The sequence below is a fragment of the Pseudomonas sp. GM25 genome (genome assembly GCF_000282255.1).
Taxonomy (GTDB): Bacteria; Pseudomonadota; Gammaproteobacteria; order Pseudomonadales; family Pseudomonadaceae; genus Aquipseudomonas; species Aquipseudomonas aphyarum.
In genome coordinates this window covers 1-26,248 of sequence record NZ_AKJQ01000020.1, presented here as the reverse complement: position 1 = coordinate 26,248, position 26,248 = coordinate 1, and the positions used below count along the sequence as shown (strand labels likewise).

Below are 26,248 nucleotides of genomic sequence, written 5' to 3'. Positions count from 1 at the left end.
AGCCCCCCAGCCGTTGCGGCGGCTCATCGAGGTTCAACACTTCAGCCAGTGCCTCGAAACGCGCGGCAACGTGCTGACGGTTGGCCAGCCGCGCACCCAGCGCCTGTTCGGCATTGGTCACTGCCAGTTGCTGCCAGCGCGCCCGTGTACCGCGTACCCGATGGCTGATGGTCAGCTCACGTCCGCGCAGCGCCTGAATGGCCTCGATCAGCGCAGGGAAGTCTTCGTGCACGACGTTGACGATCAGTTCGCTCGGCAAATCGCGTTCAGGGCTACTGATGAAGTATTGCCCGAGGAAAGCGGCCATGACCTCGGCCACTTCCTCTTCAATCCCGACTTGTGGGAAGAAGTTCTTGCTGCCAAGCACCCGCCCTCCCCGCACGCTGATCAGGTGGACACAGGCACCGCCCGGATTGACGAACGCGGCGATCACATCGATATCACCCGTTCCGCCTTCCATGCTCTGCTGATCCTGCACCCGGCGCAGCAAGGCAATCTGGTCGCGCAGTTCGGCGGCGCGCTCGAATTCGAGGTTGATTGCAGCCTCTTCCATCGCCGTCGACAGCTCATTGGTCAACGCATGGCTGCGTCCTTCGAGGAACATCACCGAGTGACGCACATCTTCGGCGTAAACCTCAGGCTCGACCAGCCCGACACAGGGCGCCTTGCAACGCTTGATCTGGTATTGCAGACACGGCCGGGTCCGGTTCTTGTAGTAACTGTCCTCGCACTGACGCACGAAGAACGTCTTCTGCAGAAGACTGAGGCTTTCGCGAATCGCCCCCGCACTCGGATAGGGACCGAAATACTTGCCCTTGGCCTTTTTAGCCCCGCGATGAATGCTCAGGCGCGGGAATTGTCCGTCAGACAAAAAGACGTAGGGATAGGATTTATCGTCGCGCAGCAGGATGTTGTACGGCGGCCGCCACTCCTTGATCAGGGTTTGCTCGAGCAGCAACGCCTCTGTCTCGTTGGAGGTGATAGTGGTTTCGACCTGGGCGATACGCCCGACCAGTGCCGCGGTTTTCGGTGCCAGGCCTGTCTTGCGGAAGTAGGTGGCCAGACGTTTCTTGAGGTTCTTGGCCTTGCCGACGTACAACAGACGCGCATCGCTGTCGAACATGCGATACACGCCGGGGCGCCCGCTGACGGTCGAGAGAAAGGCGCCCGAATCGAATGCTTCAGTCATGGTCAGAGGCTGGCATCAACCATGCCGTGTCGAACCGCCAGCAGCGTCAGCTCGACATCGCTGCTGATCGATAGCTTCTCGAAAATGCGGTAGCGGTAGGTGTTAACGGTTTTCGGCGACAGGCACAATTTGTCGGAAATGATCTGAACCTTCTGACAGCCGACAATCATCAACGCAATCTGGATTTCCCGCTCCGACAACGCATCGAACGGCGAATCATTGGTCGGCTGAAAGGATTTGATGGCCAACTGCTGGGCAATCTGCGGGCTGATATAGCGCTGGCCGGCGAACACCAGGCGAATGGCCTGAACCATTTCCGGCAATCCGGCACCCTTCGTCAGATACCCCGCCGCACCGGCCTGCAACAACCGTGTAGGAAACGGATCTTCCTCACACACGGTGACCGCGACCACTTTGATGTCAGGATGACTTCGCAACAGTTTGCGCGTGGCTTCGAGGCCGCCGATGCCCGGCATCTTGACGTCCATCAGCACCACGTCGGGCTTCAACTCACGAGCCTTGATGAGGGATTCTTCCCCGGACTCGGCCTGGCCTACCACCTGCAGGCCATCGATATCGGCCAGCATCCGTGTAATGCCTGTACGAACGAGATCATGGTCGTCGACCACTAGCACCCTAATCAAGCAGACACCTCGCGATATGGTCTTATTGGGATGCCGGACACCTTAGCAAAAAGTGCCGGGCAGACCTAGCGGCAAGCGACATATAAAAAGTTTCAATTCTTCATCGAGGGCTTGCCAGCCGTGGGTTTCAGAGCACAGGTGTACTGAAATCGAGCTGCATTCGCAGGAAACACTCGTCCTCGCCCTGCACAAACATTCCTTTTCTTCGATACAGGTTTTGCGCCGGATTGTTTTTGAACACCGTCAGGCGCAACGCCGGGCGACGCTCCAGCCGAGCCATCGCAGCAACCTGATCGATCGCCCAGGATCCCGCGCCCTGGCCTTGAGCGCTTTCGACGATCTGCAATTCGCGGATATACACGGCCCGAGCATCACGACTCAGACTGAAATAGCCCATCAATTCGCCTTCGCGAAGGATCAACCAGTTTTCGCGCCCGGCCCAGGCGACATCAAATGCCTCGTCCTGCCACAGCAACTCATAGTGAATGTAGTAGCGGAGCATGTTTCGGCAAGTCAGTTCTCGTACAAACGACAGGTCGGCGGACGTTGCCTGGCGTAACTCAAAACTCATTCCTGCCTCGATCTTCTTCAAGTTCATGCCCCTTCCTTGAGCACACGTTCAGAAAGCAGAGTGTGTCACACCTTGGCGGGCGCTCAACCCATAGAGGCCCTCTTGTGCGTTCGATAGCAATTTCTGATTGCTGACGCGCAGCCGCCTCTAGTAAGCTCGGCGCATTCTTTGGAGACAGCTCATGTTCAACACCCTCTCACAGCTTCGTACCGCCAGCGCCTCGCGCTCGGTTGCGGCTGCCCGGGTGAACGGCGTCTGCGCTGCTCCTGCAAGCTTTTATTTTGGGTATTGGTTTAGCCACTGGCGCGCCTGATACCCACACGGCGCCCATTTGAACGGGTCGCCTACCAGAGATTTCTCAACCCCCGGTCGGCCTCCCGACCGGGGGTTTTGTTTTTTCAGACCCTGATTTTTTCAGCAACACACCAGACACTTTGAGGATTCAACCAATGAACTACGCCACTTATTACCGTCACGACAGTTTTACCGCCTGGCGATTTACCAGCCTCCGCTCGGGACAGCCTGCCGCCTCCGATCGGTCACCCACAGGTGGCAAGCCAACACACGTAGCCAATCCGGCCAATTGTCGAACACCCCAGTAGGGCCGAGTGAGCGGGACGCCCCCGCCATCCGCCCAGGAAGACCGAATATGAACTCGTCCGTTTCTGCTCTGCCACTGTCCACCCTGAACCCTGCCAACGAAGCATTGACCCTGCGTCTGCCGAGTTCGCTGCAACTCAAACAGCAATTGCCTCTGAGCAATGCGCTGAACCAGCAAGTCGTCGCCCACCGCCAGGCGGTCCGCGCGATTCTCGATGGCCATGACCCGCGCTTGCTGGTGATCGTCGGCCCCTGCTCGATTCATGACCCCGAATCCGCGCTCGAATACGCCAGCAAACTGGCGCGCCTGGCCGAAGAGGTCCGTGATGACATGCTGCTCGTGATGCGTGCCTACGTCGAAAAACCTCGCACCACCGTCGGCTGGAAAGGCCTTGCCTACGATCCGCATCTGAATGGCAGCGACGATATGGCTGCCGGTCTCACGCTGTCGCGCGAACTGATGCTGGAAATGATCCGCCTCGGGCTCCCGATTGCCACCGAACTGCTGCAGCCCATGGCTGCCGGGTACTTCGATGACTTGCTGAGCTGGGTCGCCATTGGCGCCCGTACGACCGAATCACAGATCCACCGGGAAATGGCCAGCGGGTTGAGCATGCCGGTCGGCTTCAAGAACGGCACCGATGGCGGTGTGACCGTCGCCGTTGACGCAATGCGTTCGGCAGCCCATGCCCATCGCCACTTCGGCGTTGACAGCCAGGGCCACCCGGCGATCATCCAGACCCCGGGCAATCCGGACACCCACCTGGTGCTGCGTGGTGGTCACCAAGGGCCGAACTACGACCGCGAAAGCGTTGCCGTCATCAACACCGAGTTGAACCGCCTGAAAATTCCGAGCCGGATCATGGTCGATTGCAGCCATGCCAACAGTGGCAAGGACCCAATCCGCCAGCCGGGCGTGTTTAACGATGTGCTGGAACAACGACTGCAAGGCAATCGTTCATTGATCGGCATGATGCTCGAGTCGCATCTGTTCGAGGGATGCCAGCCCCTGAGCGAGTCGCTGCGTTATGGCGTTTCGGTGACTGATGGCTGCCTCGGTTTCGCTGCAACAGAGTGCCTGTTGCTGGATGCCGCGCAACGCATTCGACAACAGGCCTGACAGTCAAACCGCCCTCCGGTGTATGTCATTGACCCGGAGGGCCAGCCGATGCTCAACGTCGACACATCAACCCTGCACTACTCGCATCAGGGTCACGCTGGACATCTGACTCACATCATCAAGCCTCTCGACCGAATAGGACACTTGCACAAGGGTGTCCACATGTTCGCGCCAGAATCGATACGGCACGATGAAGACCAAAGGTTGCATGGCCATTCCGCTGATTATTTCGCGGTCATCGCGGTGAAAGAATGACTCGCCGTCGCACTTGAGATAAACCAGCTCCCCCTCCTCTACCCGCGCATCACTGATCAATACACTGACGCCGTCAATTGCATCCTGCACATCGAGTACCCCGTCATCGGCTTCGAGCACCTGGGGTGCCGCCAATACATCCCTTTCAAGAGGAGCAATGTTGATTCGCGTCACACCTGATTCGCGAATCGCGCCGCTTTGCTGTTCGACACTGTATCGAATCACCACTTCCCCGCCGAGATGCGGCGTGATGAACTCGGGTGCGATCCCCAGCACCAGAGGCCGACCGACAGCAAAGGACTCGACGATCAGCGTGTCTCGAAGTGATGTCTCATGCGCGCCCCCCTCCCAGATCAACCGCACCCGGTCGCCAACACACATTCCGGCATAGGGCTGAAGCGTGACCGAGGTCCCGTCGATGATGCGTGCGGGGTCAAGACTGCCCCCGACAGCGTCCTCGAGGGTGACCGGCATGAGGCTGTAACGAACATCTCCGACATCCAGTTGCCTGCGCAAGGAAATCAGTGGCTCCGGATGCGAGGCACTGGTCAATGTCCAGAACACCTCCAGCGAACCTCCGTCCAGCGCCGCGATGTGATTGCCCCGAACGACCAGAACGATCTCCCTGCCCAACTGGGCTTCGCTGACAAATCGCGTGACTTCATGCTGATACGGCATACCTTCGATATCGTGGCCACACCAGCTCAACACGATCCTGTCCCCACAGGCCATTCCTGGATAGGGGGCGATCCGCACGACTACCCGATTCAGAGAGGGATCAAGAACTGCACCCTCCAGTGAATCGATTGCGGGTACGGGCAGCGATAAAGCGTGTTCGCGTGTCCGACAATGTCCGAAGACCCCGACCCGTTCAGCATCCATCCCCATGCCTCGCACTTGCGAAGCCGTTACCAGTTCATCCGTCATGTTCATTCGCTGCTCCATTCCATGGAAATGACACGCCGGCGGGCTGCGTCAAAGAGCCTCTATTTAACGCGTTTCATCGCCTCCACGATGTCAGCCGGGCACCCGGCGAGACAGAGCTAAAGGCACTGGGTCGAGTAGGCAAAAATGGGGAAAACACATTCGCCGAGGCTAGACCCCTCCAAATATTCAGAACCGGATTTCATTCAAAAGTGAAATTTCATACGCACACTGATCCAGTTTCCACCCCACTAGAAAGACTCTTCAGGCATCACCTGCGCAACGACTGTTTTAGAGTGGCACGCAGACAACATCGATGAATCTCTGCGATCAAGGACGAAAAATGCAACTAAATGCCACAACTCTCTATCCCGTACTGTTGGTGCATGGTCTGTTCGGATTCGAGCGCATTGGCCCTTTCGAACTGTTTCATGACGTCAAACAGGCGCTCAAGGCTGTCGGGGTGCAGGTATTCGTGCCGCACATGTCCGCGGTTCATGACAACGAAGTGCGAGGCGAGCAATTGCTTTCGCAGATCGACTCCGTGCTCCGAGGCACAGGCGCGACAAAAGTCAACCTGATCGGTCACAGCCAGGGCGCACTGACGGCTCGGTATGCTGCGGCGCTTGCGCCACACAAGGTCGCTTCCGTGACCTCGGTCAGCGGTCCCAATCACGGTTCGGAGCTGGCTGACTTCCTGCGCAAGGCATTGATCCCCGGACGGCTGCCGGAGACCGTGGCCCAGAACGTAGCTACGTTGTTTTCCAACTTTTTATCTCTGCTCAGCGGGCACAAAACATTGCCTCGCCATGCACTGGCAGCACTTAATGCGCTGACGACGGAAGGTGTCGGCCAATTCAATGACAAATACCCGCAGGGCCTTCCCGAAACCTGGGGTGGCCAGGGTGCCGAGCGGGTCGATGGTGTTCGCTATTATTCGTGGAGTGGCGTTGTGCCAGAGCTGACCGCGCAGGCCCTCGACCCGGTGCAAGGCATCTGCCTGGCCCTGTCGGAATATTTCATTACAGAACCCGCGCAGAACGACGGTTTTGTCGGCCGTTTCAGCTCTCACCTCGGCACCGTGATCCGCTCCGATTATCCGCTCGACCATTTGCGCAGCCTGCGTCGGGGCATCGGTCAGCGCACCACGGAGAACGATCCGATCCAGCTCTACGTGGAACATGCGTTGCGCCTGCAAGCAGCTAATCTGTAGCGACCGGTATCAGACGAGCGAATGGAACTTTGCCGAGAAATCGGCCACTGAATCCGGTAGGCTCCCTCCTTTACTGATTTGATTGGAGAGTTTCCCCATGGCTAAAGCCACTGCCCGCCACATCCTGGTTTCCAGCGAAGCCAAGTGCAACGAACTCAAGGCCCAGATCGAAGGTGGCGCTGATTTCGCCGAAGTGGCCAAGGCCAACTCCACCTGCCCGTCCAGCCGTCAGGGCGGCGACCTGGGTTCGTTCGGTCCTGGCCAGATGGTCAAGGAATTCGACACCGTGGTATTCAGCGCGCCGATCAACGTCGTGCAAGGCCCGGTGAAGACCCAGTTCGGCTACCACCTGCTGGAAGTCACCAGCCGTCAGGACTGATATTCAGCCCGACCTGCTGTGCAACGGCCCGCCTGATGGCGGGCCGTTTTGTTTTGGTTACACCACACCGCTGGCGAACGGCGCGCCGCTCGCGTACAAATTGCGCTTATCGATTACCCGGCTTTAAGGCTGACAATGCGACTGGCTTTCCCGACATTGATGTTTACTGCCGTGACCCTGCTGCTTGGGATCACCGGTGTGGACGCCGCACCCCAGCATGCGATGACCGTCTATGGCGAACCGGCAAAGTACCCGCCCGGCTTCAGTCACTTCGATTACACCAACGTCCGGGCGCCCAAGGGCGGGACGATGCGCCGCTCGGCCATCGAGATCGGCCACTTCGACCACGTCCTGCCGTATATAGATAAAGGCATCGGCGTCAGCCAGATCGACGGCCTGCTGTATTCCCCGCTTGCCCAGCGCTCGATGGACGAGCCCTACACCGTATACGGCCTCGTAGCGCAGAAAATGGAGCGATCGGAGGACGGCCTGTCGTTGCGCTTCTTTATCAACCCCAAGGCTCGCTTTGCCGATGGCAAGCCAATCACCGCCGAAGACGTGCGCTACACCTATGACTTGCTGATGACCCAGGGCAGCCTGCGTTATCGCACCCAGTTCGCCGACGTCAAAGGCGTCGAAGTCGAAGCCCCGCTCACCGTGCGTTTCGATTTCAAGAGCAACGAAAACCGCACCCTGCCGCTCGATATCGCCACGCTGCCGGTATTTCCCGAGCATTGGTGGAAGACCCGTGATTTCGCCGGTGGTGGCGGCTATGAACCGCCGCTGGGCAGTGGCCCGTATCGAGTCGGCAAGGTCGACTCCGGACGCAGCATCACCTTTGAACGCAATCCCGACTGGTGGGGCAAGGACCTGCCGGTCAGCCGTGGCCTGTACAACTTCGATCACTTCAGCATCGAGTATTTCGGCGACACCGACGTCGCCCGCCAGGTCCTGCGCGGCGGCGCCTACGACTACAACCGTGAGTTCTCCGCCACCGGCTACTCCATCGGTTACGAGAGCCCGGCCCTGAGCGACGGTCGTCTGCAAAAGGCTCACCTGGCCACCGAAGCGCCGCAGTCGGCCCAGGGCTTCGTGTTCAACCTGCAAAAGCCGATATTCCAGGATCGCCGCGTTCGCCAGGCACTGGCCATGCTCTGGGATTTCGAGTGGAGCAACCGGCAGATGATGCGCAACATGTACATCCGCCAGCAGAGTTACTTTTCCAACAGTGATCTGGCCGCCCGCAAGCTGCCGGACGCCGCCGAACTGAAGATTCTCGAACCCTTGCGCGGACAGATTCCCGACGAGGTATTCACCCAGGTCTTCGAAGCGCCGAAGACCGATGGCAGCGGCATTATCCGCGACAAACAACTGCAAGCGCTGGAGCTGCTGGAACAGGCCGGCTGGAAACCCGATGGCGACCAGTTGGTCAACGATCGTGGCGAGCCGTTGAGCTTCACCTTCCTGGTCAGCCAGAACGGCATGGACCGCCTGCTGCTGCCGTACAAGCGCACGCTGAAGCAGATCGGCATCAACCTCGACATCCGTCGCATCGACTCCTCGCAGTACGTCAATCGCCTGATGAGTCGTGACTACGACATGATCGTCACCGGCTACCCGGTCACCACCTCCCCCGGCGGCGAACTGTTGAACTACTTCGGTTCGGCGTCGGCCAACGACCCGGGCGCCAACAATTACATGGTGCTGAAGAACCCGGCGGTCGACACCTTGATCAACGGCCTGATCCGCGCCTCGACCCAGGCCGACATGTTGCGTTACGCCCATGCGCTGGACCGGGTGCTGCAATGGAACTACTACTGGATTCCCAACTATTACCCGCCGGGCACGTCGACCGTGTGGTGGAACCGTTTCGGCATTCCTACCGTGCAGGCGAGCAATGACGAGGCGATCGAGAGCTGGTGGGAAATCAGCAGCACGCCGCTGACCAACCAGCAGATGACGGCCGAGAAAATCAGCCGTGGCAGACCCGGAGGGCCGCACTGATGTGGGCTTACATACTGCGGCGCCTGCTGCTGATCATCCCGACGCTGGTGATCATTCTGCTGGTCAACTTTGTGATCATCCAGGCCGCGCCGGGTGGTCCGGTGGAACAGGCCATCGCCCACTTGCAAGGCATCGGCGGCGCCAGTGTCGGCGGCGGTGCGAGCGAGACCATGAGCGGCACGTCCCGCGCCAGCCGTGGCCTCGATCCGCAACTGATCAAGGACATCGAAAAACAGTACGGCTTCGATAAACCCGCCCATGAACGCCTGTGGCTGATGCTCAAGAACTATGCGCAGCTGGATTTCGGCAAGAGCTTCTTCCGTGGCGCCACGGTCACCGACCTGATCCTGCAGAAAATGCCGGTGACCATTTCCCTAGGGCTGTGGGCGACGTTGATCACTTATCTGGTGTCGATCCCGCTGGGCATCCGCAAAGCCGTGCACCACGGCAGTCACTTCGATATCTGGAGCAGCACGGCGATCATCATCGGCTATGCGATGCCGGCATTCCTGTTCGCAATGTTTCTGATCGTGGTGTTCGCTGGCGGCACGTCGCTGAACTGGTTTCCGGTGCGCGGGCTGGTGTCCGACAACTTCGAATCCCTGTCGACGCTGGGCAAGATCACCGACTATTTCTGGCACCTGGTATTGCCGGTCACGGCGTTGGTCATCGGCGGTTTCGCCACCCTGACCATCCTCACCAAAAACTCGTTCCTCAATGAAATCACTCGCCAATACGTGGTCACCGCGCGTGCCAAAGGCCTGAGCGAAAACCGGGTGCTCTACGGACACGTGTTCCGCAACGCAATGCTGCTGGTGGTGTCGGGCATTCCCCAGGCGTTCATCAGCGTATTCTTTGCCGGCTCATTGCTGATCGAAGTGATCTTCTCCCTCGACGGCCTTGGGCGCATGAGTTACGAAGCGGCCGTGTCCCGTGACTATCCGGTGGTGTTCGGCTCGCTGTTTATCTTCACCCTGTTCGGCCTGCTGATAAAACTGATCGGCGACCTGTGCTACACGCTGGTCGACCCGCGCATCGACTTCGCCGCGAGGAACGCCTGATGTTCAAGCTCTCGCCTCTGGGCCGTCGCCGTTTCGAACGTTTCAAGAAAAACCGCCGGGGCTGGTGGTCGCTGTGGCTGTTTATCGGCCTGTTCCTGCTCAGCCTCGGCGGCGAACTGATCGCCAACGACAAGCCTTTGGTCGTCAGTTATCAGGGTCAATGGTACTTCCCGGTATTCAAGCGCCACACCGAACAGGAGTTCGGCGGACAACTGCCGTTTCAGGCCGACTACCGCAGCGATTACGTGCAGAAGCTGATCCGCAAGGACGGTGGCTGGCTGCTGTTTCCGCCGATTCCGTTCAGTGACGACACCCCGAACTACGACCTCAACAAACCGGCGCCGAGCCCGCCGACTTCGGTCAACTGGCTGGGCACCGACGACCAGGCGCGCGACGTACTGGCTCGGGTAATCTTCGGCGCCCGGGTGTCGATCCTGTTCGCCCTGATGCTGACATTTGTCAGCGCCTTGATCGGTATCGCAGCCGGTGCCCTGCAGGGCTATTACGGCGGCTGGGTCGATCTGCTCGGCCAGCGATTGCTGGAGGTCTGGTCAGGATTGCCGGTGCTTTACCTGCTGATCATCCTTTCGGGATTCGTCGAGCCGAACTTCTGGTGGCTGCTGGGGATCATGGCGCTGTTTTCCTGGCTGGCGCTGGTGGACGTGGTACGCGCCGAGTTTCTGCGCGGGCGCAACCTGGAGTACGTCAAGGCTGCTCGGGCCCTGGGCTTGAGCGATCGCAAAGTGATTGTCCGGCACATCCTGCCCAACGCGATGAACGCGACCCTGAGCTATCTGCCCTTTATTCTGACCGGGGCGATTTCGACCCTGACCGCGCTGGATTTCCTCGGCTTCGGCATGCCCGCCGGCAGCGCGTCACTGGGCGAGTTGATCGGTCAGGGCAAGCAGAACCTGCAAGCGCCGTGGCTCGGGTTAACCGCGTTTTTTACCCTGGCGCTGATTCTTTCCCTGTTGGTATTCATCGGCGAAGCGTTGCGCGATGCCTTTGACCCGCGCTCATGAACGGAACCTTGATATGACTGACAATCTGATCGAAATCCGTGATCTCAGCGTCGCCTTCCATGGCCAGACCGTGGTGCGCAACCTGTGCCTGGACATCCGCCCCGGCGAGTGCCTTGCACTGGTCGGCGAGTCGGGCTCGGGCAAGTCGGTGACGGCCCATTCGATCCTGCAACTGCTCCCCGAATGCGATGCCCGGACTACCGGCAGCATTCGTTATCGTGGCCAGGAACTGGTCGGCGCCGATCCCAAGACCCTGCGCGATCTGCGGGGCAACCGCATCGCCATGATTTTCCAGGAGCCGATGACCTCGCTCAATCCGCTGCACACGATTGAAAAGCAGATCGGCGAAACCCTGTTGCTGCACCGTGGCCTCGGCGGCAAGGAAGCTCAGGCACGGATCCTCGAACTGCTCGAACTGGTGGGCATCCAGAAACCGAAAGAACGTCTGAAGGCTTATCCGCATCAGCTGTCCGGCGGCCAGCGCCAACGGGTGATGATCGCAATGGCCCTGGCCTGTGAGCCCGAACTGCTGATCGCCGACGAGCCGACCACCGCCCTCGATGTGACCGTGCAGCGCAAGATCCTGTTGCTGCTCAAATCCCTGCAACGGCGCCTCGGCATGTCGCTGCTGCTGATCAGCCATGACCTGAATCTGGTGCGCAGCATCGCCCAACGGGTATGCGTGATGAAGGCCGGTGAGATCGTCGAGCAGGCGCCGTGCGAAACCCTGTTCACCGAGCCGAAACACCCTTACAGCTGCGTGTTGCTCAACGCTGAACCGGAAGGCGAAGCACTGCCCCGGGACGAACGCGAGAACGTGCTGGAAGTCGATGACCTGCGGGTTGATTTCACCGTCGGCGGCGGGCTGTTCCAGCGCAAACAATACCTGCGCGCGGTGGACGGTATCAGCCTGAACATCCAGCGCGGCAAGACGCTGGGCATCGTCGGCGAGTCTGGTTCGGGCAAATCGACTCTCGGTCAGGCGATCCTTCGGCTGCTCGACTCCAAGGGCAGCATTCGCTTCCAGGGCACGGCACTCGACGGTCTCGACCAGAAGCAGATGCGGCCGTGGCGCCGGCAGATGCAGGTGGTGTTCCAGGACCCGTTCGGCAGCCTCAGCCCGCGCATGTCGGTGGCGCAGATCATCAGCGAAGGGCTGGAAGTGCATTGCCAGTCGACTGCCGACGAGTGCGACGACCAGGTGATCCGCGTGCTCAAGGAAGTGGGCCTCGACCCTGAAAGCCGTCATCGCTATCCCCATGAGTTCTCCGGTGGCCAGCGTCAGCGCATTGCCATCGCGCGGGCACTGGTGCTCAAACCGGCGCTGATTCTGCTCGACGAGCCGACTTCGGCGCTGGATCGCACCGTGCAGAAACAGGTGGTCGCCCTGCTCCGCCAGCTTCAGGAAAAACACGGCCTGACGTATCTGTTCATCAGCCACGATCTTGCCGTGGTACGCGCCCTCGCCCACGACATGATCGTGATCAAGGACGGCAAGGTGGTCGAAAGCGGCGCCAGCCATGACGTGTTCGACTCACCGCAGCATCCCTATACCAAAGAGCTGTTGGCGGCGGCGCATCCGGGATAGGCATAATCAGCGCATGCCTTTGAACCGCGCCGCGGCTATCGCTGGCAAGCCAGCTCCCACAGGTTTATCGGGGTACACGACATTTGTGAACGACCAAAAGCCCTGTGGGAGCTGGCTTGCCAGCGATAGGGCCAGGCCTGGCGGCACACATTCAGGATCAGTCAGATGAACACCACCGAAAGCCTCAAGGATTACCAACGGGTTCGCACGCTGGCGATCCGTTCGTTGTTCGAGATCATCGAGCAATCCAGTGAAGGCACGGTGATTGTCGACCGCGACGCGAACATCGTCTGGATGAACGAACGCTACGCCCGACGCTTCGGGCTCGACTCCGCCGCTGGGGCCATCGGCAAGCCCTGCGAAAGCGTGATCCCCGGCAGCCTGCTGCGCGAGGTGGTGCGCACCGGGCGGCCGATTCTGCTGGACATGCAGGACACCCCGAAAGAACCGCTGGTGGTGATGCGCCTGCCGATTCATGACGACGCCGGATCAGTGATCGGCGCCATCGGTTTTGCCCTGTTCGACGAATTGCGCACGCTGTCGCCGATGCTCAAGCGCTATCTGAGCATGCAGGAAGAACTGGCCTCGACCCGTTCTCTGCTGCGCGCAAGGCAGACCAAATACAACTTTGCCCACTTCATCGGCACCAGCGCTGCCAGCCTGGAAGTCAAACGCCGTGCCCGTCGCAGCGCCAGTGCCGAGTCGCCGGTTCTGTTGCTGGGCGAAACCGGCAGCGGCAAGGAGTTGCTGGCGCAGGCCATCCACGGCGCTTCGCCTCGAGCGCACAAGGCCTTTGTCAGCATCAACAGCGCGGCGATTCCCGAAGCGCTGCTCGAAGCCGAGTTCTTCGGCACCGCGCCCGGCGCCTTCACCGGAGCCGATCGCAAGGGTCGCACCGGCAAGTTGCAGATTGCTCAGGGCGGGACGCTGTTTCTCGACGAGATCGGCGACATGCCGCTGCCGCTGCAGAGCAAATTGCTGCGGGTGTTGCAGGAAAAGGAATTCGAGCCCGTAGGCTCCAACGACGTGATCCAGAGCGATGTGCGGGTGATTGCCGCGACCTCGACGGATCTGGAAGCGGCGATCAAGCGCGGCGAATTCCGCGCGGATTTGTACTACCGCCTCAACGTGCTGCCGATTCAGGTGCCGCCGCTGCGGGAACGGCTGGACGATCTGCCAGCGCTCAGTGAGGCGATTCTGGAGGAGTTGCGCAGCCAGCATGAGCTGAATCGCGAAGCGCTGGAGCTGTTGGGTCAGCACGCCTGGCCGGGGAATATCCGCGAGCTGCGCAATATGCTGGAGCGGGCGGCGTTGCTAAGTGATGACTTGATGCTGACGGCGGATGACATTCGTGCGGCGATTGGCACGTTTACACCGGTTGAGCGAGCGCTGGCGCCTCTGTCAGAGCCGATAACCAACGAAACCTTCAGTCAGGCCCGCGAACGGTTTGACCGGCAGTTGATTCAATCCACCCTCGCGCAATGCGGGGGCAAGGTGATTGAAGCGGCTGAACGGCTCGGGCTTGGACGCTCGACGCTTTACAAGAAGATGATCGCGCTTGGGATCGCAGAGTCTCAATAGAGAGACACCATTCCCCATAGAGAGAAACATCAAAAGCATCGCGGGCAAGCCCGCTCCCACAGCGGAATGCGCTCAACTGTGGGAGCGGGCTCGCCCGCGAAAGCGTCCTCACAGCCATAGATGTCTCCAAACAGAGACAAAACTTCGAAAACCACCGCCAAACATCAAATTAATTCCTTTTATTTCAATAACTTAACCATCTGGCACAGATCTCGCTATAGCGCTCCCCACACCCGTTCCACCCACAAAAATAACAATCGAAGGAGCACACCATGAGTGTGATCATCGCCTTGGCAGCCCTCGCGCTGCTGATGCTCGCCGCCTACCGTGGCTACAGCGTTATCCTTTTTGCCCCGATCGCCGCCCTCGGGGCCGTCCTGCTCACCGACCCGTCCGCCGTCGCCCCTGCTTTCACCGGGGTGTTCATGGAGAAGATGGTCGGCTTCATCAAACTCTACTTTCCCGTGTTCCTGCTCGGCGCCGTGTTCGGCAAGCTGATCGAACTGTCGGGTTTCTCCCGCTCGATCGTCGCGGCAGCGATTCGTCTGCTCGGCACCCGCCAGGCGATGCTGGTGATCGTGCTGGTCTGCGCCCTTCTCACCTACGGCGGCGTTTCGCTGTTCGTCGTGGTGTTCGCGGTCTACCCGTTCGCAGCGGAAATGTTCCGCCAGAGCAATATCCCCAAGCGCCTGATCCCGGCAACCATTGCCCTCGGCGCGTTCTCCTTCACCATGGACGCCCTGCCCGGCACGCCGCAGATCCAGAACATCATCCCCAGCACCTTCTTCAACACCACCGCGTGGGCAGCGCCGTGGCTGGGCGTGATCGGCACGATTTTCGTGTTCTGCGCCGGCATGCTGTTCCTGCAGCGCCAGCGCAACAAGGCGCAGCGTGCCGGCGAAGGCTACGGCACCGAACTGCGCAATGAACCGGAAACCGCCGAAGACCTGAAGCTGCCTAACCCGTGGATCGCCCTGTCGCCGCTGCTGGCGGTGGGCATCATGAACCTGCTGTTCACCCAATGGATTCCGCAGTGGTACGGCAAGACCCACAGCCTCGCGCTGCCGGGCATGGCCGCGCCGGTCACCACTGAAATCGCCAAACTCACGGCGATCTGGGCGGTGCAGGCAGCATTGCTGGTGGGCATCCTGATGGTGCTCGCGTTCGGTTTTAAAGCGATCAAAAGCAAGCTCGCCGAAGGCAGCAAAAGCGCAGTCAGCGGTGCGCTGCTGGCGGCGATGAACACCGCGTCGGAATACGGTTTCGGCGCGGTCATCGCGTCGTTGCCAGGTTTTCTGGTGCTGGCCGACTGGCTCAAGAGCATCCCCAATCCACTGGTCAACGAAGCGATCACCGTGACCCTGCTGGCCGGTATCACCGGTTCTGCTTCGGGCGGCATGAGCATCGCGCTGGCAGCGATGTCCGAACAATTCATCAGCGCTGCCCACGCTGCCAACATTCCGCTGGAAGTGCTGCACCGGGTGGCCGCGATGGCCAGCGGCGGCATGGACACCCTGCCACACAACGGCGCGGTGATTACCCTGCTCGCCGTCACCGGCCTGACTCACCGTGAGGCCTACAAGGACATTTTCTGTATTACGCTGATCAAGACCCTGGCGGTTTTCGTGGTGATCGGCACTTTCTACGCCACTGGCATTGTGTGAGGTATTGATGACGACTCTTTCTGGCAAGACCGCACTGGTTACTGGCTCCACCAGCGGCATCGGGCTGGGCATCGCCCTGACGCTGGCCAAGGCTGGCGCCAACCTGATCCTCAACGGTTTTGGCGACGCCTCCAAGGTGATCGCCGAAGTCGAGCAGTTCGGCGGCAAGGTCGGCCATCACCCGGCAGACGTCAGCGACCCGGCGCAGATCGCCGACATGATCGCCTACGCCGAGCGCGAGTTCGGCGGCGTGGACATTCTGGTCAACAACGCGGGCATCCAGCACGTCGCGGCGGTGGAAGAGTTTCCGGTGGAGCGCTGGGACTCGATCATTGCGATCAACCTGTCATCGGTGTTTCACAGCACTCGCCTGAGTTTGCCGGGCATGCGCGCCAAGGGTTGGGGGCGGATCGTCAACATCGCCTCGGTGCACGGTCTGGTCGGCTCCACCGGTAAAGCTGCGTATGTGGCGGCCAAGCATGGCGTGATCGGCCTGACCAAGGTGGTCGGCCTGGAAACCGCCGCCAGTAATGTCACCTGCAATGCCATTTGCCCGGGCTGGGTGCTGACGCCACTGGTGCAGAAGCAGATCGATGATCGCGCAGCCAAAGGTGTCGACCCGCAACAGGCGCAACACGATCTGCTGGCCGAGAAACAGCCGTCGCTGGAGTTCGTCACCCCAGCGCATCTGGGTGAACTGGTGCTGTTTTTGTGCAGCGAAGCCGGCAGCCAGGTGCGTGGCGCCGCCTGGAACATCGATGGCGGATGGCTGGCGCAGTAAGCTTGCAACTGATCGCTCCCACGCTGTCGTGGGAGCCTTCTGACAAACAATAAGAGGCAAACCATGTCCGACATTCTCTGGCAGCCCGATGCCAAACGCATTGCCCGATCCCGCATGGACGGCTTTCGGCGCTTCATCAATCAGCGCCACCACCTGAAGCTCGACGACTACCCGGCCCTGCATCAATGGTCCATCGACCAGCGCGAAGCGTTCTGGCAAGCGATCGTGGATTTCTTCGGCATCAGTTTTCACACCCAACCGGACGCCGTTCTGCGTGGCGGCCTGAAAATGCCGGGCGCCGAGTGGTTTCCCGGCGCCACCCTGAATTTCGCCGAGCATCTGCTGAGTCGCCGCGACGATGCCATCGCCGTGATCGCTATCGGGGAAAACGGCCAGCGTGAACTGCTGACCTGGGCCGAACTGGCGCAGCAGGTCGCGGGGTTCCAGGCCAGTCTGCAAGCGGCCGGTGTTGCGCTAGGCGACCGAGTTGCAGCATGCATGCCCAACACCTGGCAAACCCTGGTAGCGATGCTCGCGACCACCAGTCTCGGCGCGATCTGGTCGTGTTCGTCGCCGGACTTCGGCACCCACGGCGTGATCGACCGCTTCGGCCAGATCGAACCGAAAGTACTCATCACCTGCGCCGGTTACCGTTACGCCGGCAAAGAGATCGACCAGACCGTCAAGATCAATGAAATCCTCGAACAACTGCCTTCACTGCAACAGCTGATCATCGTCCCTTACGCGCGCCCCCACGCCCATGTCTCCGATTACCGGACGCCCGCCAACGTCACGCTGTGGGACGACTTCTATGAGCCGGGTGATGAGCCGCAATTCGTCCCGGTGCCGTTCGATCATCCGCTGTACGTGCTCTATTCCAGCGGCACCACCGGCGTGCCGAAATGCATCGTTCACAGCACCGGCGGCGTGTTGCTGCAACACGCCAAGGAACACGGGCTGCATGTCGACCTGGGCCCCGGCGACCGTTTGTTCTACTACACCACCTGCGGCTGGATGATGTGGAACTGGCTGGCCTCGGCACTGGCGGTCGGCAGCGCGGTGGTGCTGTATGACGGCTCACCGTTTTATCCGGACAACGAGCGGTTGCTGGAGCTGCTCGACGACGAGCAAGTCAGCGTGTTCGGCACCAGCCCGAAATTCCTCGCGACCCTGGAAAGCAGCGGCATCAAGCCGCGCGAAAGCTACGACCTGAGCCACCTGAAAACCCTGCTTTGCACCGGCTCCGCGCTGTCGCCACAGAGTTATGACTTCGTTTATCGCGACTTCAAACCGGACGTCTGCCTGTCCTCGATGTCCGGCGGTACGGACATCGTGTCCTGCTTCGTCAACGGCAACCCGATGTCAGCGGTCCGCCGGGGCGAGATCATGGGCAAGAGCCTGGCCATGGCGGTGGAAGTGTGGAACGACGCCGGGCAACCGGTGATTGGTGAGAAAGGTGAGCTGGTGTGCACCCGACCATTCCCGGCGATGCCCATCGGACTCTGGAACGATTCCGACGGCGAGAAGCTGCGCAAATCCTATTTCAGCCAGTTCCCCGGCGCGTGGGCCCAGGGTGACTACGCAGAACAGTTGCCTCACGGCGGGATGCTGATTCACGGACGCTCCGACGCCGTGCTCAACCCCGGTGGCGTACGCATCGGCACGGCGGAAATCTACCGTCAGGTGGAGAAAGTCCCGCAGGTGCTGGATAGCGTTGCCATCGGCCAGCAGTGGCAGGACGATGTGCGCGTGGTGCTGTTCGTCCGCCTCAAGGAAGGCGTAGCGCTGGATGACGCGCTGCAACAGCAGATCCGCCAGGTGATCCGCGCCAACACCACACCGCGCCATGTACCGGCGAAGATCGTCGCGGTCACCGATATTCCGCGCACCATCAGCGGCAAAGTGGTGGAACTGGCCGTGCGCAATGTGGTGCACGGTGAACCGGTGAAAAACACCGATGCCCTGGCTAATCCTGAAGCGCTGGAGCAGTTCCGCAATCGGGTCGAACTTCGCGACTGAAGCCTGTCAGTCCATCAGTCCCCACTCGCCGGTCGAGGGCGGTGGGGACGGCATGGTGTCGGCGTGCAGCTTCAGACGCAGGCGCAGGTTGTTGACCGAATCTGCGTTTTTCAGGGCCTCGTCTTCATCGATCACCCCTTCTTCCACCAACGCGAACAGTGCAGCGTCAAAGGTCTGCATGCCCAGTTCTGCCGATTTTTCCATGATGGTTTTCAGCTCGCCAAAGTCATTGCGCCGGATCAGGTCGGCAATCGTCGGCGTACCGAGCATCACCTCGGCGGCGGCCCGTCGCTGACCGTCCCGGGTTCGTACCAGACGCTGCGAGACGAACGCCTTGAGGTGATTGCCCAAGGCATGCAGCAATTGCGGCCGTCGCTCTTCGGGAAAGAAATTGATGATCCGGTCCAGCGCCTGATTGGCGTTGTTGGCGTGCAACGTCGACAGCACCAGATGCCCGGTTTCGGCGAAGGCCAGCGCATGCTCCATGGTCTCACGGTCACGGACTTCGCCGATCAGCACCACGTCCGGGGCCTGGCGCAGGGTGTTTTTCAGCGCAGCGTGAAAGCTGCGGGTATCGACCCCGACTTCGCGCTGGTTGATGATCGATTTCTTGTGACGATGGATGTATTCCACCGGGTCTTCAATGGTGATGATGTGCCCGCTGCTGTGGCGATTGCGATGATCGATCAGTGCCGCCAGCGACGTGGATTTACCCGAGTCGGTGGCGCCGACGAACAGGATCAGGCCTTGCTTGAGCATCACCGATTCGAGCAGCACCGACGGTAGCTTCAGGTCTTCGAACCGGGGAATGTCGAGTTTGACGTTACGGATCACGATCGACACGTCGTTGCGTTGTTTGAAGATGTTGACCCGGAAGCGCCCGATACCCGTGCGGGAAATCGCCAGGTTCATTTCCAGATCCCGGTCGAACTCCCGGCGCTGCTCGGCGTCCATCAGGGAGGCGGCGACAGTCGCCACTTCGCCGGGTTTGAACGGCTGATCGCTCAAGGGCGTCAGCACCCCGTCGAACCGCGCACTGGGCGGTGCGCCCGTGGACAGGAACAGATCCGAACCGTGGCGGCTCGCCAGTTGTTTGAGCAATGCATCGATTTCCATGGCCAAAAGCACCTGCGAAGCTTTCAATGAACTTAAGACCGTGCGTCGTGACGCGACGGGCCTTACAGCGTCTACCGCACTAGGATAGTAGACGCCGCCTCACCGACCGACGCCCAGGATTGATGTGATGAACGCTGTACCGAACACCAACGACGCCCAGGCATTGATTGCCCGCACCGACTGGAGCCGGAGCCCGCTGGGCGCCGCCGGCACCTGGCCACAGAGCCTGCGCACCGCGGTGGACATCGTGATTCACTCGCCGATGCCGATGCTGCTGTTGTGGGGCCCGCACCTGACCCAAATCTACAACGACGGCTTCGCGTTGCTGGCCGGGAGCAAGCATCCGCACGCTTTCGGACAACCGGCGCACCAGATATGGCCGGAACTTCGAGACTTTACCGACCCGATTTACAGCGCCGTCCTACAAGGCCAGGTGCGAACCTACAGCGAACGCCGCTTCACCCTGCAACGGGACGGCCAGGACTCCGACTTCTGGCTGGACCTGACCTACAGCCCGATCCGCGACGAAAGCGCTCAAGTGGCGGGCATTCTGGTCACCGCCATCGAAACCAACGAACGCCGGCGTATCGCCCTGGAACTACAACAGCGCTCGGAAGACAGCCTCAAGGCCCAGCGCGAAAGCGAAGAACGCCTGCAACTGGCGCTGGCGGCCACCGATGCGGTCGGCACCTGGGATTGGGACATTGGCGAAGACCGCTTCATCGCCGATGCGCATTTCGCCCAGTTGCACGGTGTCGATCCGGCGCTGGCCGGTCAGTTGCCGATCAGCGAATACCTGCACGGTGTGCACCCTGAAGACCGCGCCCTGATTGCCCGCAGCATCAAGCACTGCATCACCCACGGCACTGAATACGCCGAGGAATACCGCCTGCTGCAAGCCAATGGCGAGCTGCGCTGGGTGTTCGCGCGCGGGCGCTGCTACAAGGACCATCATGGCCGGCCGATGCGTTTCCTCGGCGCCGCGCTGGACCTGACCGAGCGCAAGCACACCGAACAGGCACTGCGGCAAAGCCAGACCGAGCTGCAACTGATCATCAACGCCATGCCGATTCTGATCAGTTATGTCGACCATGAGGAACGCTTTCGGCTGAACAACGCCGCGTACCTCGATTGGTACGGGCTCACGCCGCAGGAGTTGTACGGTCGCACGATCCGCGAGGTCATCGGCGAAGAGGCCTATTTCCTGCGGGCGCCGTACATCGCCGAAGCCCTGGCCGGTCGTCCCTGCTCGTTCAGCCTGTACACGCCACACCGCGACGGCAGCCAGCGGCATGCCTTGATGAATTACCTGCCGCGTCACGGCGCGGACGGTGCGGTGAACGGTTTCTATATCTTCGTGATCGATGAAACAGAACGCAAAAAGACCGAAGAAGCCCTGCGCAACCTCAATGAAACCCTTGAGGAACGCGTCAGTGCGCGCACCGAACAACTGGCCCAGGCCAACCAGCGTTTGCAGAACGAGATGTTCGAACGCGAACGCGCCGAAGACGCCCTGCGCCACGCGCAGAAAATGGAAGCGGTCGGCCAGCTCACTGGCGGCATCGCCCACGACTTCAACAACATGCTGACCGGCATCATCGGCAGCCTCGACCTTATGCAGCGCTACATCGCCAGTGGCCGCGCCGATGAGATCGGTCGTTTCACCGACGCGGCGGTGTCCTCGGCCAACCGCGCGGCGGCGCTGACCCACCGACTGTTGGCGTTCTCCCGGCGCCAGTCGCTGGATCGCAAGACCCTCGACGTCAACGAGCTTATCCACTCGCTGGAGGACCTGATCCGCCGCACCAAGGGCGATCCGATCGAGCTCAAGTTGCGCCTGGCCGACAACGTATGGCCGGTGAGCACTGATGTCAGTCAACTGGAAAACGCGCTGCTCAACCTGGTGATCAACGCCCGCGATGCCATGCCCGACGGCGGTGAGCTGCTGATCGAAACGGCCAACGTCTACCTCGACGGCAACGACATCACCACCCTCGAACCGGTCAAGGCCGGCGACTACTTGATGCTGGCGGTGAGCGACAACGGCACCGGCATGACGCCTTCAGTGCGTTCCAAGGCGTTCGATCCGTTCTTCACCACCAAGCCGATCGGCCAGGGCACCGGGCTCGGGTTGTCGATGATTTATGGCTTTGCCCAGCAATCCGGCGGGCACGTCAGCCTCGACAGTCTGCCGGGCCAGGGCACCTGCGTGCGCCTGTACTTGCCTCGTTTGTATGCACTGGAACCGGAGCGGCCGGTCATCGAAACGGTCACCGAGGCCCCCGCTGTCGCCACCGGCGAAACCGTGGTGGTGGTCGAGGACGATCCGGCGGTGCGCATGCTGGTCATGGACCTGCTCAAGGAGCTGGGTTATCGCGCCCATGAGGCCGAAGACGCCAAGGGTGCCCTGCCATTGCTCGAATCGGATCTGCGGGTTGACCTGCTGGTGACCGACGTCGGCCTGCCGGGCATGAACGGCCGGCAAATGGCGGAGATCGCCCGCCAGCATCGTCCGGGGCTCAAGGTGTTGTTCATGACCGGTTACGCGCAGAAAGCCGCCGAGCGTCAGGGCTTTCTTGAGGACGGCATGGACATGGTCGCCAAGCCGTTTTCCATCGAGCAGCTGGCCGGCAAGATCCGCACGATGATCAGCCAAAACCCGTGACTTGAGGCATAATCCGCGCCCCGCCGTCACCCCGCTACAGGTATTGCACGATGAAAGCCCAAGCCCGCCACATTCTGGTGAAAACCGCCGAAGAGGCTGAAAAACTCAAACAACGCATCGCCAACGGTGAAGCGTTCGATGTGCTGGCGAAGAAGTTTTCGACCTGCCCGTCCGGCAAGCGCGGCGGCGATCTGGGTGAAGTGCGGCCGGGACAGATGGTCGGTGCGATCGATGCGGTGATCTTCAAGAAACCGCTGCGCACCGTGCACGGGCCGATCAAGAGCAAATTCGGGTATCACCTGGTGCAGGTGTTTTACCGAGATTGAGTGTTTGCCTTCGGGCCCAAATCGCGAGCAAGCTCGCTCCCACATAAGAGCTGTGAACGACACTCAACCACTGTGGGAGCGAGCTTGCTCGCGATCCGATTGCCCGGCAATCGGCCATTCACCGATTACTTCGCAATCAGAGCTCCGGGTACTTGAATAACCTGGCTCGCTAGCAGATGGCCGGCCTGCGACGCTTCCGTCGGGCTCCCTCCAAGCAAGCGACTCGCCAGATACGCCGCACTGAACGAATCCCCCGCCGCCGTGGTGTCCACCACCTTTTCGACCTTCTGCGCCGACACCTCAAACGCTTCCCCGTCACAACGGATCAGACAAGCTTCAGCGCCGCGCTTGAGCACCACTTCCGGCGTGCCGATCTGCGCGTACGCTTCAAACACCGCATCACAGTCTTCGAAATGGAACAACGCCTGCTCGTCGTCCACCGTCAGCAACGCCAGATTGACATGGGGCAACACGCTGCGATACGCAGCCCGCGCTTCTTCCACCGAGGCCCACAGGCGTGGGCGGTAGTTGTTGTCGAAGACGATTCGCGCATCACGCTGGCGGGCTTCGATCAAGGTCTGGATCAGCTTTTCCCGCCCCTGCGCACCGAGCACTGCCAGCGTGATACCGCTGAAATACAGCACATCGTAATCAGGCAGCGCAGCCAAAATCGGTGCGGCGGCTGGCGTAGTGAAGCAGTCGCGCACTGCGGCTTCGTTGCGCCAGTACAGAAAACGACGTTCGCCGGCGGCGTCGGTCTGGATGCAATACAGGCCCGGCAAACGACCGGGCAAGCGCTGGACCAGATCCAGACCAATGCCTTCGTCGGCCCAAATGCGGCACATCGCGTCACTGAAGCTGTCATCACCCAGCGCCGTGACGTAATCGACCTGCGCCTTGTCGCCCATGGCGCGGGACAGATAGACCGCCGTGTTCAGCGTGTCACCGCCGAAGCTCTGTTGCAGGCTGCCATCGGCACGTTGCTGGAGTTCGATCATGCATTCGCCGATCAGGGCGATGCGCGGGGTGTTCGGACCCAATGGACTGAGCGTGTTCATCAGAAACAGGTTTCCATGGTTTCGATCACCGACAGCTGCTCGTCCACGAGCAGCCCTACGCGCCACTTGTCGAAGGTCAGGCACGGGTGCGAAGTGCCAAAGGAAATGATGTCGCCAACGCGCAATTCCACGCCCGGCGCCACGGTCATGAACGCGTGCTGGTCCATCACCGCCGTCACTTTGCAGGCGCCGACATCGTCGCCCACCGCCGGCAGCACACCGGCCTTGTAACGCAGCAACGGCACCGGCATCCCGGCATCGAACGCCACGTCACGCTTGCCCAGGGCAATAACGGCAAAGCCCGGCTCCGGCATCGACTGCACGTGGGCCCAGATTTCCAGTGCCGGACGCAGGCCTTCGTGCAGATCGCTGCGACGGTCGAGTACGCAGCACTGCGCCTCTTTATAGATGCCATGGTCGTGAGCCACGTAACTGCCGGGACGCAGCACGCTGAGGAAACGCCCGCCAGCGTTCTGCGCTTCGAACGATTCGGCGATCAGGTCGTACCAGGCCGAACCCGACGCGGTGATGATCGGTTTGGCGATGGCGAACGCGCCGCTGTCCTGCAACTGCACCGCCAGGCGCACCAGCGAGGCGGCGAATTCACGGATGCCGGTCACGGCGTGATCGCCATGGATCACGCCTTCGTAACCTTCGATGCCGGTCAGGGCCAGCGCCGGTTGTGCGCCGATGGCCTTGGCCAGTTCGATGACTTCCTGCTCGCTGCGGCAACCGCAACGGCCGCCGACCACGCCGTACTCGATCATCACGTTCAGCCGCACACCGCGCGACGCAAAGTAAGCGCCCAGATCGGCGACGTTGTCCGGGTGATCGACCATGCAATAGAAATCGAAGCCGGAATCGGCCGCCATTAGATCGGCGATCAACGCCATGTTCGGCGTGCCGACCAGTTGGTTGGCCATCAACACCCGGCGTACGCCGTGGGCGTAAGCGGCGCGGGTCTGGGTGGCGCTGGCCAGGGTGATGCCCCACGCACCGGCGTCGAGCTGACGACGAAACAGTGCCGGGGTCATGCTGGTCTTGCCGTGGGGCGCGAGTTCGGCGCCGCTGTCGCTGACGAATTTCTGCATCCAGCGGATGTTGTGTTCCAGCGCTTCGCGGTGCAGCACCAGCGCCGGCAGGCTGATGTCACGCACCAGTTGCGCGCCGATGGCGGCATCGCCCTTTTCCACGGCAGCAGTGTTGTTGGCAGTCGTCATGGTCGAACTCCTCACAGTCGCGCCCGCAGGCAAGCGCGGTTATTCGTTGATTCGCCGGGCGAGGCTGTTGGCGCTCTCGATCAAGACCCGGCGATAGTCGTTGTAATTGGTTTTGGCATCGGCGCGCGGGGCGACGATGCACAGGGTGCAAATGGCCACGCCGCTCGGGTCTTTGACCGGCGCGGCGAAGCAATGGGTGAAGGTGTCGGCGACACTGTCGAAGGAGAAGAAACCGTCGATGCCGGCCTGACGGATTTCCGCCAGAAACGTCTCCATCGGCAGGCGTTCGCCACCCGGCAGGATGAAGTCGTCAGGGTCGATCAGGTCGCTGATCTGCTGATCACTCAAGTGCGCCAGCAGCAGCCGCCCGGAGGCGGTCCACGGGATCGGCGCGTTCTCGCCGATATCGGAAGAAATGCGAAAATGCCGCTCGCCCTCCTTCATCAGCGCTACCGTGTATTTGCGCCCGTTGAGCAGGCACATCTGCGCGGTTTCCCGGGTCTGACTGACGATCTCCTGCAAGGCGTGATCGGCTTCGCGACTGAGGTCGAAGTGACGCAAATGCGCCTGGCCCAGGAAGTACAACTGACGACCGAGATAGACGTGACCGTCCTTGCCCACCGGCTCCAGAATCCGCCGTTCGAGCAACGAGGCCACCAGTTCGTAGACCGTGGATTTCGGGCTGCCGATGCCGTTGGCGATGTCGTTCGGACGCAGTGGCTGGCCGATTTCCTTGAGGAAATCGAGGATATCGAACGCCCGGTCCAGACCGCGTGCCCGGCGCTTGATGGTGTCTTCGGTCATTTCAGTGGTTCCCATTCAAAGTGCCGGGAGTTTATCGCGAAAGATCGCTCCCACGCTCTGCGCGGGAGCGGTCGATACTCAAGCCTTTTTCTTGTACGCAATGCAGTCGATCTCGACCTTGCAGTCGACCATCATGCTCGCCTGCACACAGGCCCGGGCCGGTGCGTGTTCGGGCTTGAAGTACTCGCCGAAGACCTTGTTGAAACTGGTGAAATCCCGCGGATCGTCCAGCCACACGCCAGCGCGCACCACGTCTTCCAGGCCATAACCGGCCTCTTCGAGAATCGCGATCAGGTTCTTCATGGTCTGGTGCGTCTGCTCGACGATGCCGCCCACAATGATCTCGCCATCCACCGCCGGCACCTGCCCGGAAACGTGCAGCCAGCCATCGGCCTCAACGGCGCGGGCGAATGGACGAGGCTGGGCGCCAGCGGCGGTGCTGCC

Annotated in this window: 22 protein-coding genes; 13 read left to right on the top strand and 9 right to left on the bottom strand. The window is 60.9% G+C overall.

Going from position 1 to position 26,248, the window contains the following annotated elements:
• The 3 genes from uvrC to PMI24_RS06610 all read right to left on the bottom strand — a co-directional run.
• The coding region (gene uvrC / locus PMI24_RS06620) for an excinuclease ABC subunit UvrC (protein ID WP_007952078.1) at nt 1-1,189 on the bottom strand (1,189 nt) is incomplete at its 3' end.
• Nucleotides 1,190-1,191: 2 nt separating this feature from the next.
• Complete coding sequence (gene gacA, locus PMI24_RS06615) at nt 1,192-1,833, bottom strand: response regulator transcription factor GacA (protein WP_032829778.1); 642 nt, start codon at nt 1,831-1,833, stop codon at nt 1,192-1,194.
• Nucleotides 1,834-1,960: 127 nt separating this feature from the next.
• Entirely contained in the window at nt 1,961-2,404 is a 444-nt protein-coding gene (locus PMI24_RS06610; protein ID WP_045121675.1) for a GNAT family N-acetyltransferase, read from the bottom strand.
• A 649-nt stretch (nt 2,405-3,053) separates the two neighbouring features.
• On the opposite strand from PMI24_RS06610, the gene PMI24_RS06605 reads away from it, so the two are divergent.
• Nucleotides 3,054-4,124 carry a 3-deoxy-7-phosphoheptulonate synthase gene (locus PMI24_RS06605; RefSeq protein WP_007952074.1) on the top strand — a complete coding sequence of 357 codons (1,071 nt, stop codon included), beginning with the start codon at nt 3,054-3,056 and terminating at the stop codon, nt 4,122-4,124.
• A gap of 66 nt (nt 4,125-4,190) precedes the next feature.
• Here the strand turns inward: PMI24_RS06605 and PMI24_RS06600 are convergent, their stop codons facing one another.
• Complete coding sequence (locus tag PMI24_RS06600; RefSeq protein WP_007952072.1) at nt 4,191-5,312, bottom strand: hypothetical protein; 1,122 nt, start codon at nt 5,310-5,312, stop codon at nt 4,191-4,193.
• A gap of 334 nt (nt 5,313-5,646) precedes the next feature.
• Between PMI24_RS06600 and PMI24_RS06595 the strand changes: the two genes are divergently transcribed.
• From PMI24_RS06595 to PMI24_RS06550, 10 genes are all read left to right on the top strand, one after another.
• The gene (locus tag PMI24_RS06595) at nt 5,647-6,516 is read left to right on the top strand and encodes an esterase/lipase family protein (RefSeq protein ID WP_007952070.1); all 870 of its coding nucleotides are present in this window, start codon (nt 5,647-5,649) and stop codon (nt 6,514-6,516) included.
• A gap of 97 nt (nt 6,517-6,613) precedes the next feature.
• Nucleotides 6,614-6,895, top strand: coding sequence for a peptidylprolyl isomerase (locus tag PMI24_RS06590; protein ID WP_007952068.1), 282 nt, complete (start codon nt 6,614-6,616; stop codon nt 6,893-6,895).
• Nucleotides 6,896-7,030: 135 nt separating this feature from the next.
• Nucleotides 7,031-8,899 carry an extracellular solute-binding protein gene (locus PMI24_RS06585; RefSeq protein ID WP_007952066.1) on the top strand — a complete coding sequence of 623 codons (1,869 nt, stop codon included), beginning with the start codon at nt 7,031-7,033 and terminating at the stop codon, nt 8,897-8,899.
• Nucleotides 8,899-9,960 (top strand): microcin C ABC transporter permease YejB, encoded by a 1,062-nt coding sequence (locus PMI24_RS06580; RefSeq protein WP_007952064.1) that lies wholly within the window; start codon nt 8,899-8,901, stop codon nt 9,958-9,960. The genes PMI24_RS06585 and PMI24_RS06580 overlap by 1 nt, the downstream gene beginning before the upstream one ends.
• Nucleotides 9,960-10,982 carry an ABC transporter permease gene (locus PMI24_RS06575; protein WP_007952058.1) on the top strand — a complete coding sequence of 341 codons (1,023 nt, stop codon included), beginning with the start codon at nt 9,960-9,962 and terminating at the stop codon, nt 10,980-10,982. The genes PMI24_RS06580 and PMI24_RS06575 overlap by 1 nt, the downstream gene beginning before the upstream one ends.
• Before the next feature lie 13 nt (nt 10,983-10,995).
• A complete protein-coding gene (locus tag PMI24_RS06570; protein WP_007952057.1) occupies nt 10,996-12,570 on the top strand; it encodes an ABC transporter ATP-binding protein in 1,575 nt (524 codons plus the stop codon).
• 165 nt (nt 12,571-12,735) lie between these two features.
• A complete protein-coding gene (locus PMI24_RS06565) occupies nt 12,736-14,151 on the top strand; it encodes a sigma-54 interaction domain-containing protein (protein ID WP_007952056.1) in 1,416 nt (471 codons plus the stop codon).
• Between the two features lie 272 nt (nt 14,152-14,423).
• Nucleotides 14,424-15,815, top strand: coding sequence for a GntP family permease (locus tag PMI24_RS06560; RefSeq protein ID WP_007952055.1), 1,392 nt, complete (start codon nt 14,424-14,426; stop codon nt 15,813-15,815).
• Nucleotides 15,816-15,822: 7 nt separating this feature from the next.
• Nucleotides 15,823-16,596: a 3-hydroxybutyrate dehydrogenase gene (gene hbdH / locus PMI24_RS06555; protein ID WP_007952053.1), complete on the top strand. Its 774-nt coding sequence runs from the start codon at nt 15,823-15,825 to the stop codon at nt 16,594-16,596.
• 63 nt (nt 16,597-16,659) lie between these two features.
• Nucleotides 16,660-18,615: an acetoacetate--CoA ligase gene (locus PMI24_RS06550; protein ID WP_007952051.1), complete on the top strand. Its 1,956-nt coding sequence runs from the start codon at nt 16,660-16,662 to the stop codon at nt 18,613-18,615.
• A gap of 6 nt (nt 18,616-18,621) precedes the next feature.
• On the opposite strand, the gene PMI24_RS06545 is transcribed toward PMI24_RS06550, so the two are convergent.
• A complete protein-coding gene (locus PMI24_RS06545; protein WP_007952046.1) occupies nt 18,622-19,731 on the bottom strand; it encodes a PilT/PilU family type 4a pilus ATPase in 1,110 nt (369 codons plus the stop codon).
• Between the two features lie 127 nt (nt 19,732-19,858).
• On the opposite strand from PMI24_RS06545, the gene PMI24_RS06540 reads away from it, so the two are divergent.
• Both PMI24_RS06540 and PMI24_RS06535 read left to right on the top strand, forming a co-directional pair.
• On the top strand, nt 19,859-22,396 hold the full coding sequence (locus PMI24_RS06540; RefSeq protein ID WP_007952045.1) for a PAS domain-containing hybrid sensor histidine kinase/response regulator: 2,538 nt from the start codon (nt 19,859-19,861) through the stop codon (nt 22,394-22,396).
• Between the two features lie 50 nt (nt 22,397-22,446).
• Nucleotides 22,447-22,722 (top strand): peptidylprolyl isomerase, encoded by a 276-nt coding sequence (locus tag PMI24_RS06535; protein ID WP_007952044.1) that lies wholly within the window; start codon nt 22,447-22,449, stop codon nt 22,720-22,722.
• 125 nt (nt 22,723-22,847) lie between these two features.
• Here the strand turns inward: PMI24_RS06535 and PMI24_RS06530 are convergent, their stop codons facing one another.
• From PMI24_RS06530 to PMI24_RS06515, 4 genes are all read right to left on the bottom strand, one after another.
• Nucleotides 22,848-23,780 (bottom strand): sugar kinase, encoded by a 933-nt coding sequence (locus PMI24_RS06530; protein ID WP_007952042.1) that lies wholly within the window; start codon nt 23,778-23,780, stop codon nt 22,848-22,850.
• On the bottom strand, nt 23,780-25,000 hold the full coding sequence (locus PMI24_RS06525) for an amino acid deaminase (RefSeq protein ID WP_007952040.1): 1,221 nt from the start codon (nt 24,998-25,000) through the stop codon (nt 23,780-23,782). The genes PMI24_RS06530 and PMI24_RS06525 overlap by 1 nt, the downstream gene beginning before the upstream one ends.
• A 39-nt stretch (nt 25,001-25,039) precedes the next feature.
• On the bottom strand, nt 25,040-25,804 hold the full coding sequence (locus tag PMI24_RS06520) for an IclR family transcriptional regulator (RefSeq protein WP_007952038.1): 765 nt from the start codon (nt 25,802-25,804) through the stop codon (nt 25,040-25,042).
• 78 nt (nt 25,805-25,882) lie between these two features.
• On the bottom strand, nt 25,883-26,248 hold a 366-nt coding region (locus tag PMI24_RS06515; RefSeq protein WP_007952037.1), incomplete at its 5' end, for a RidA family protein.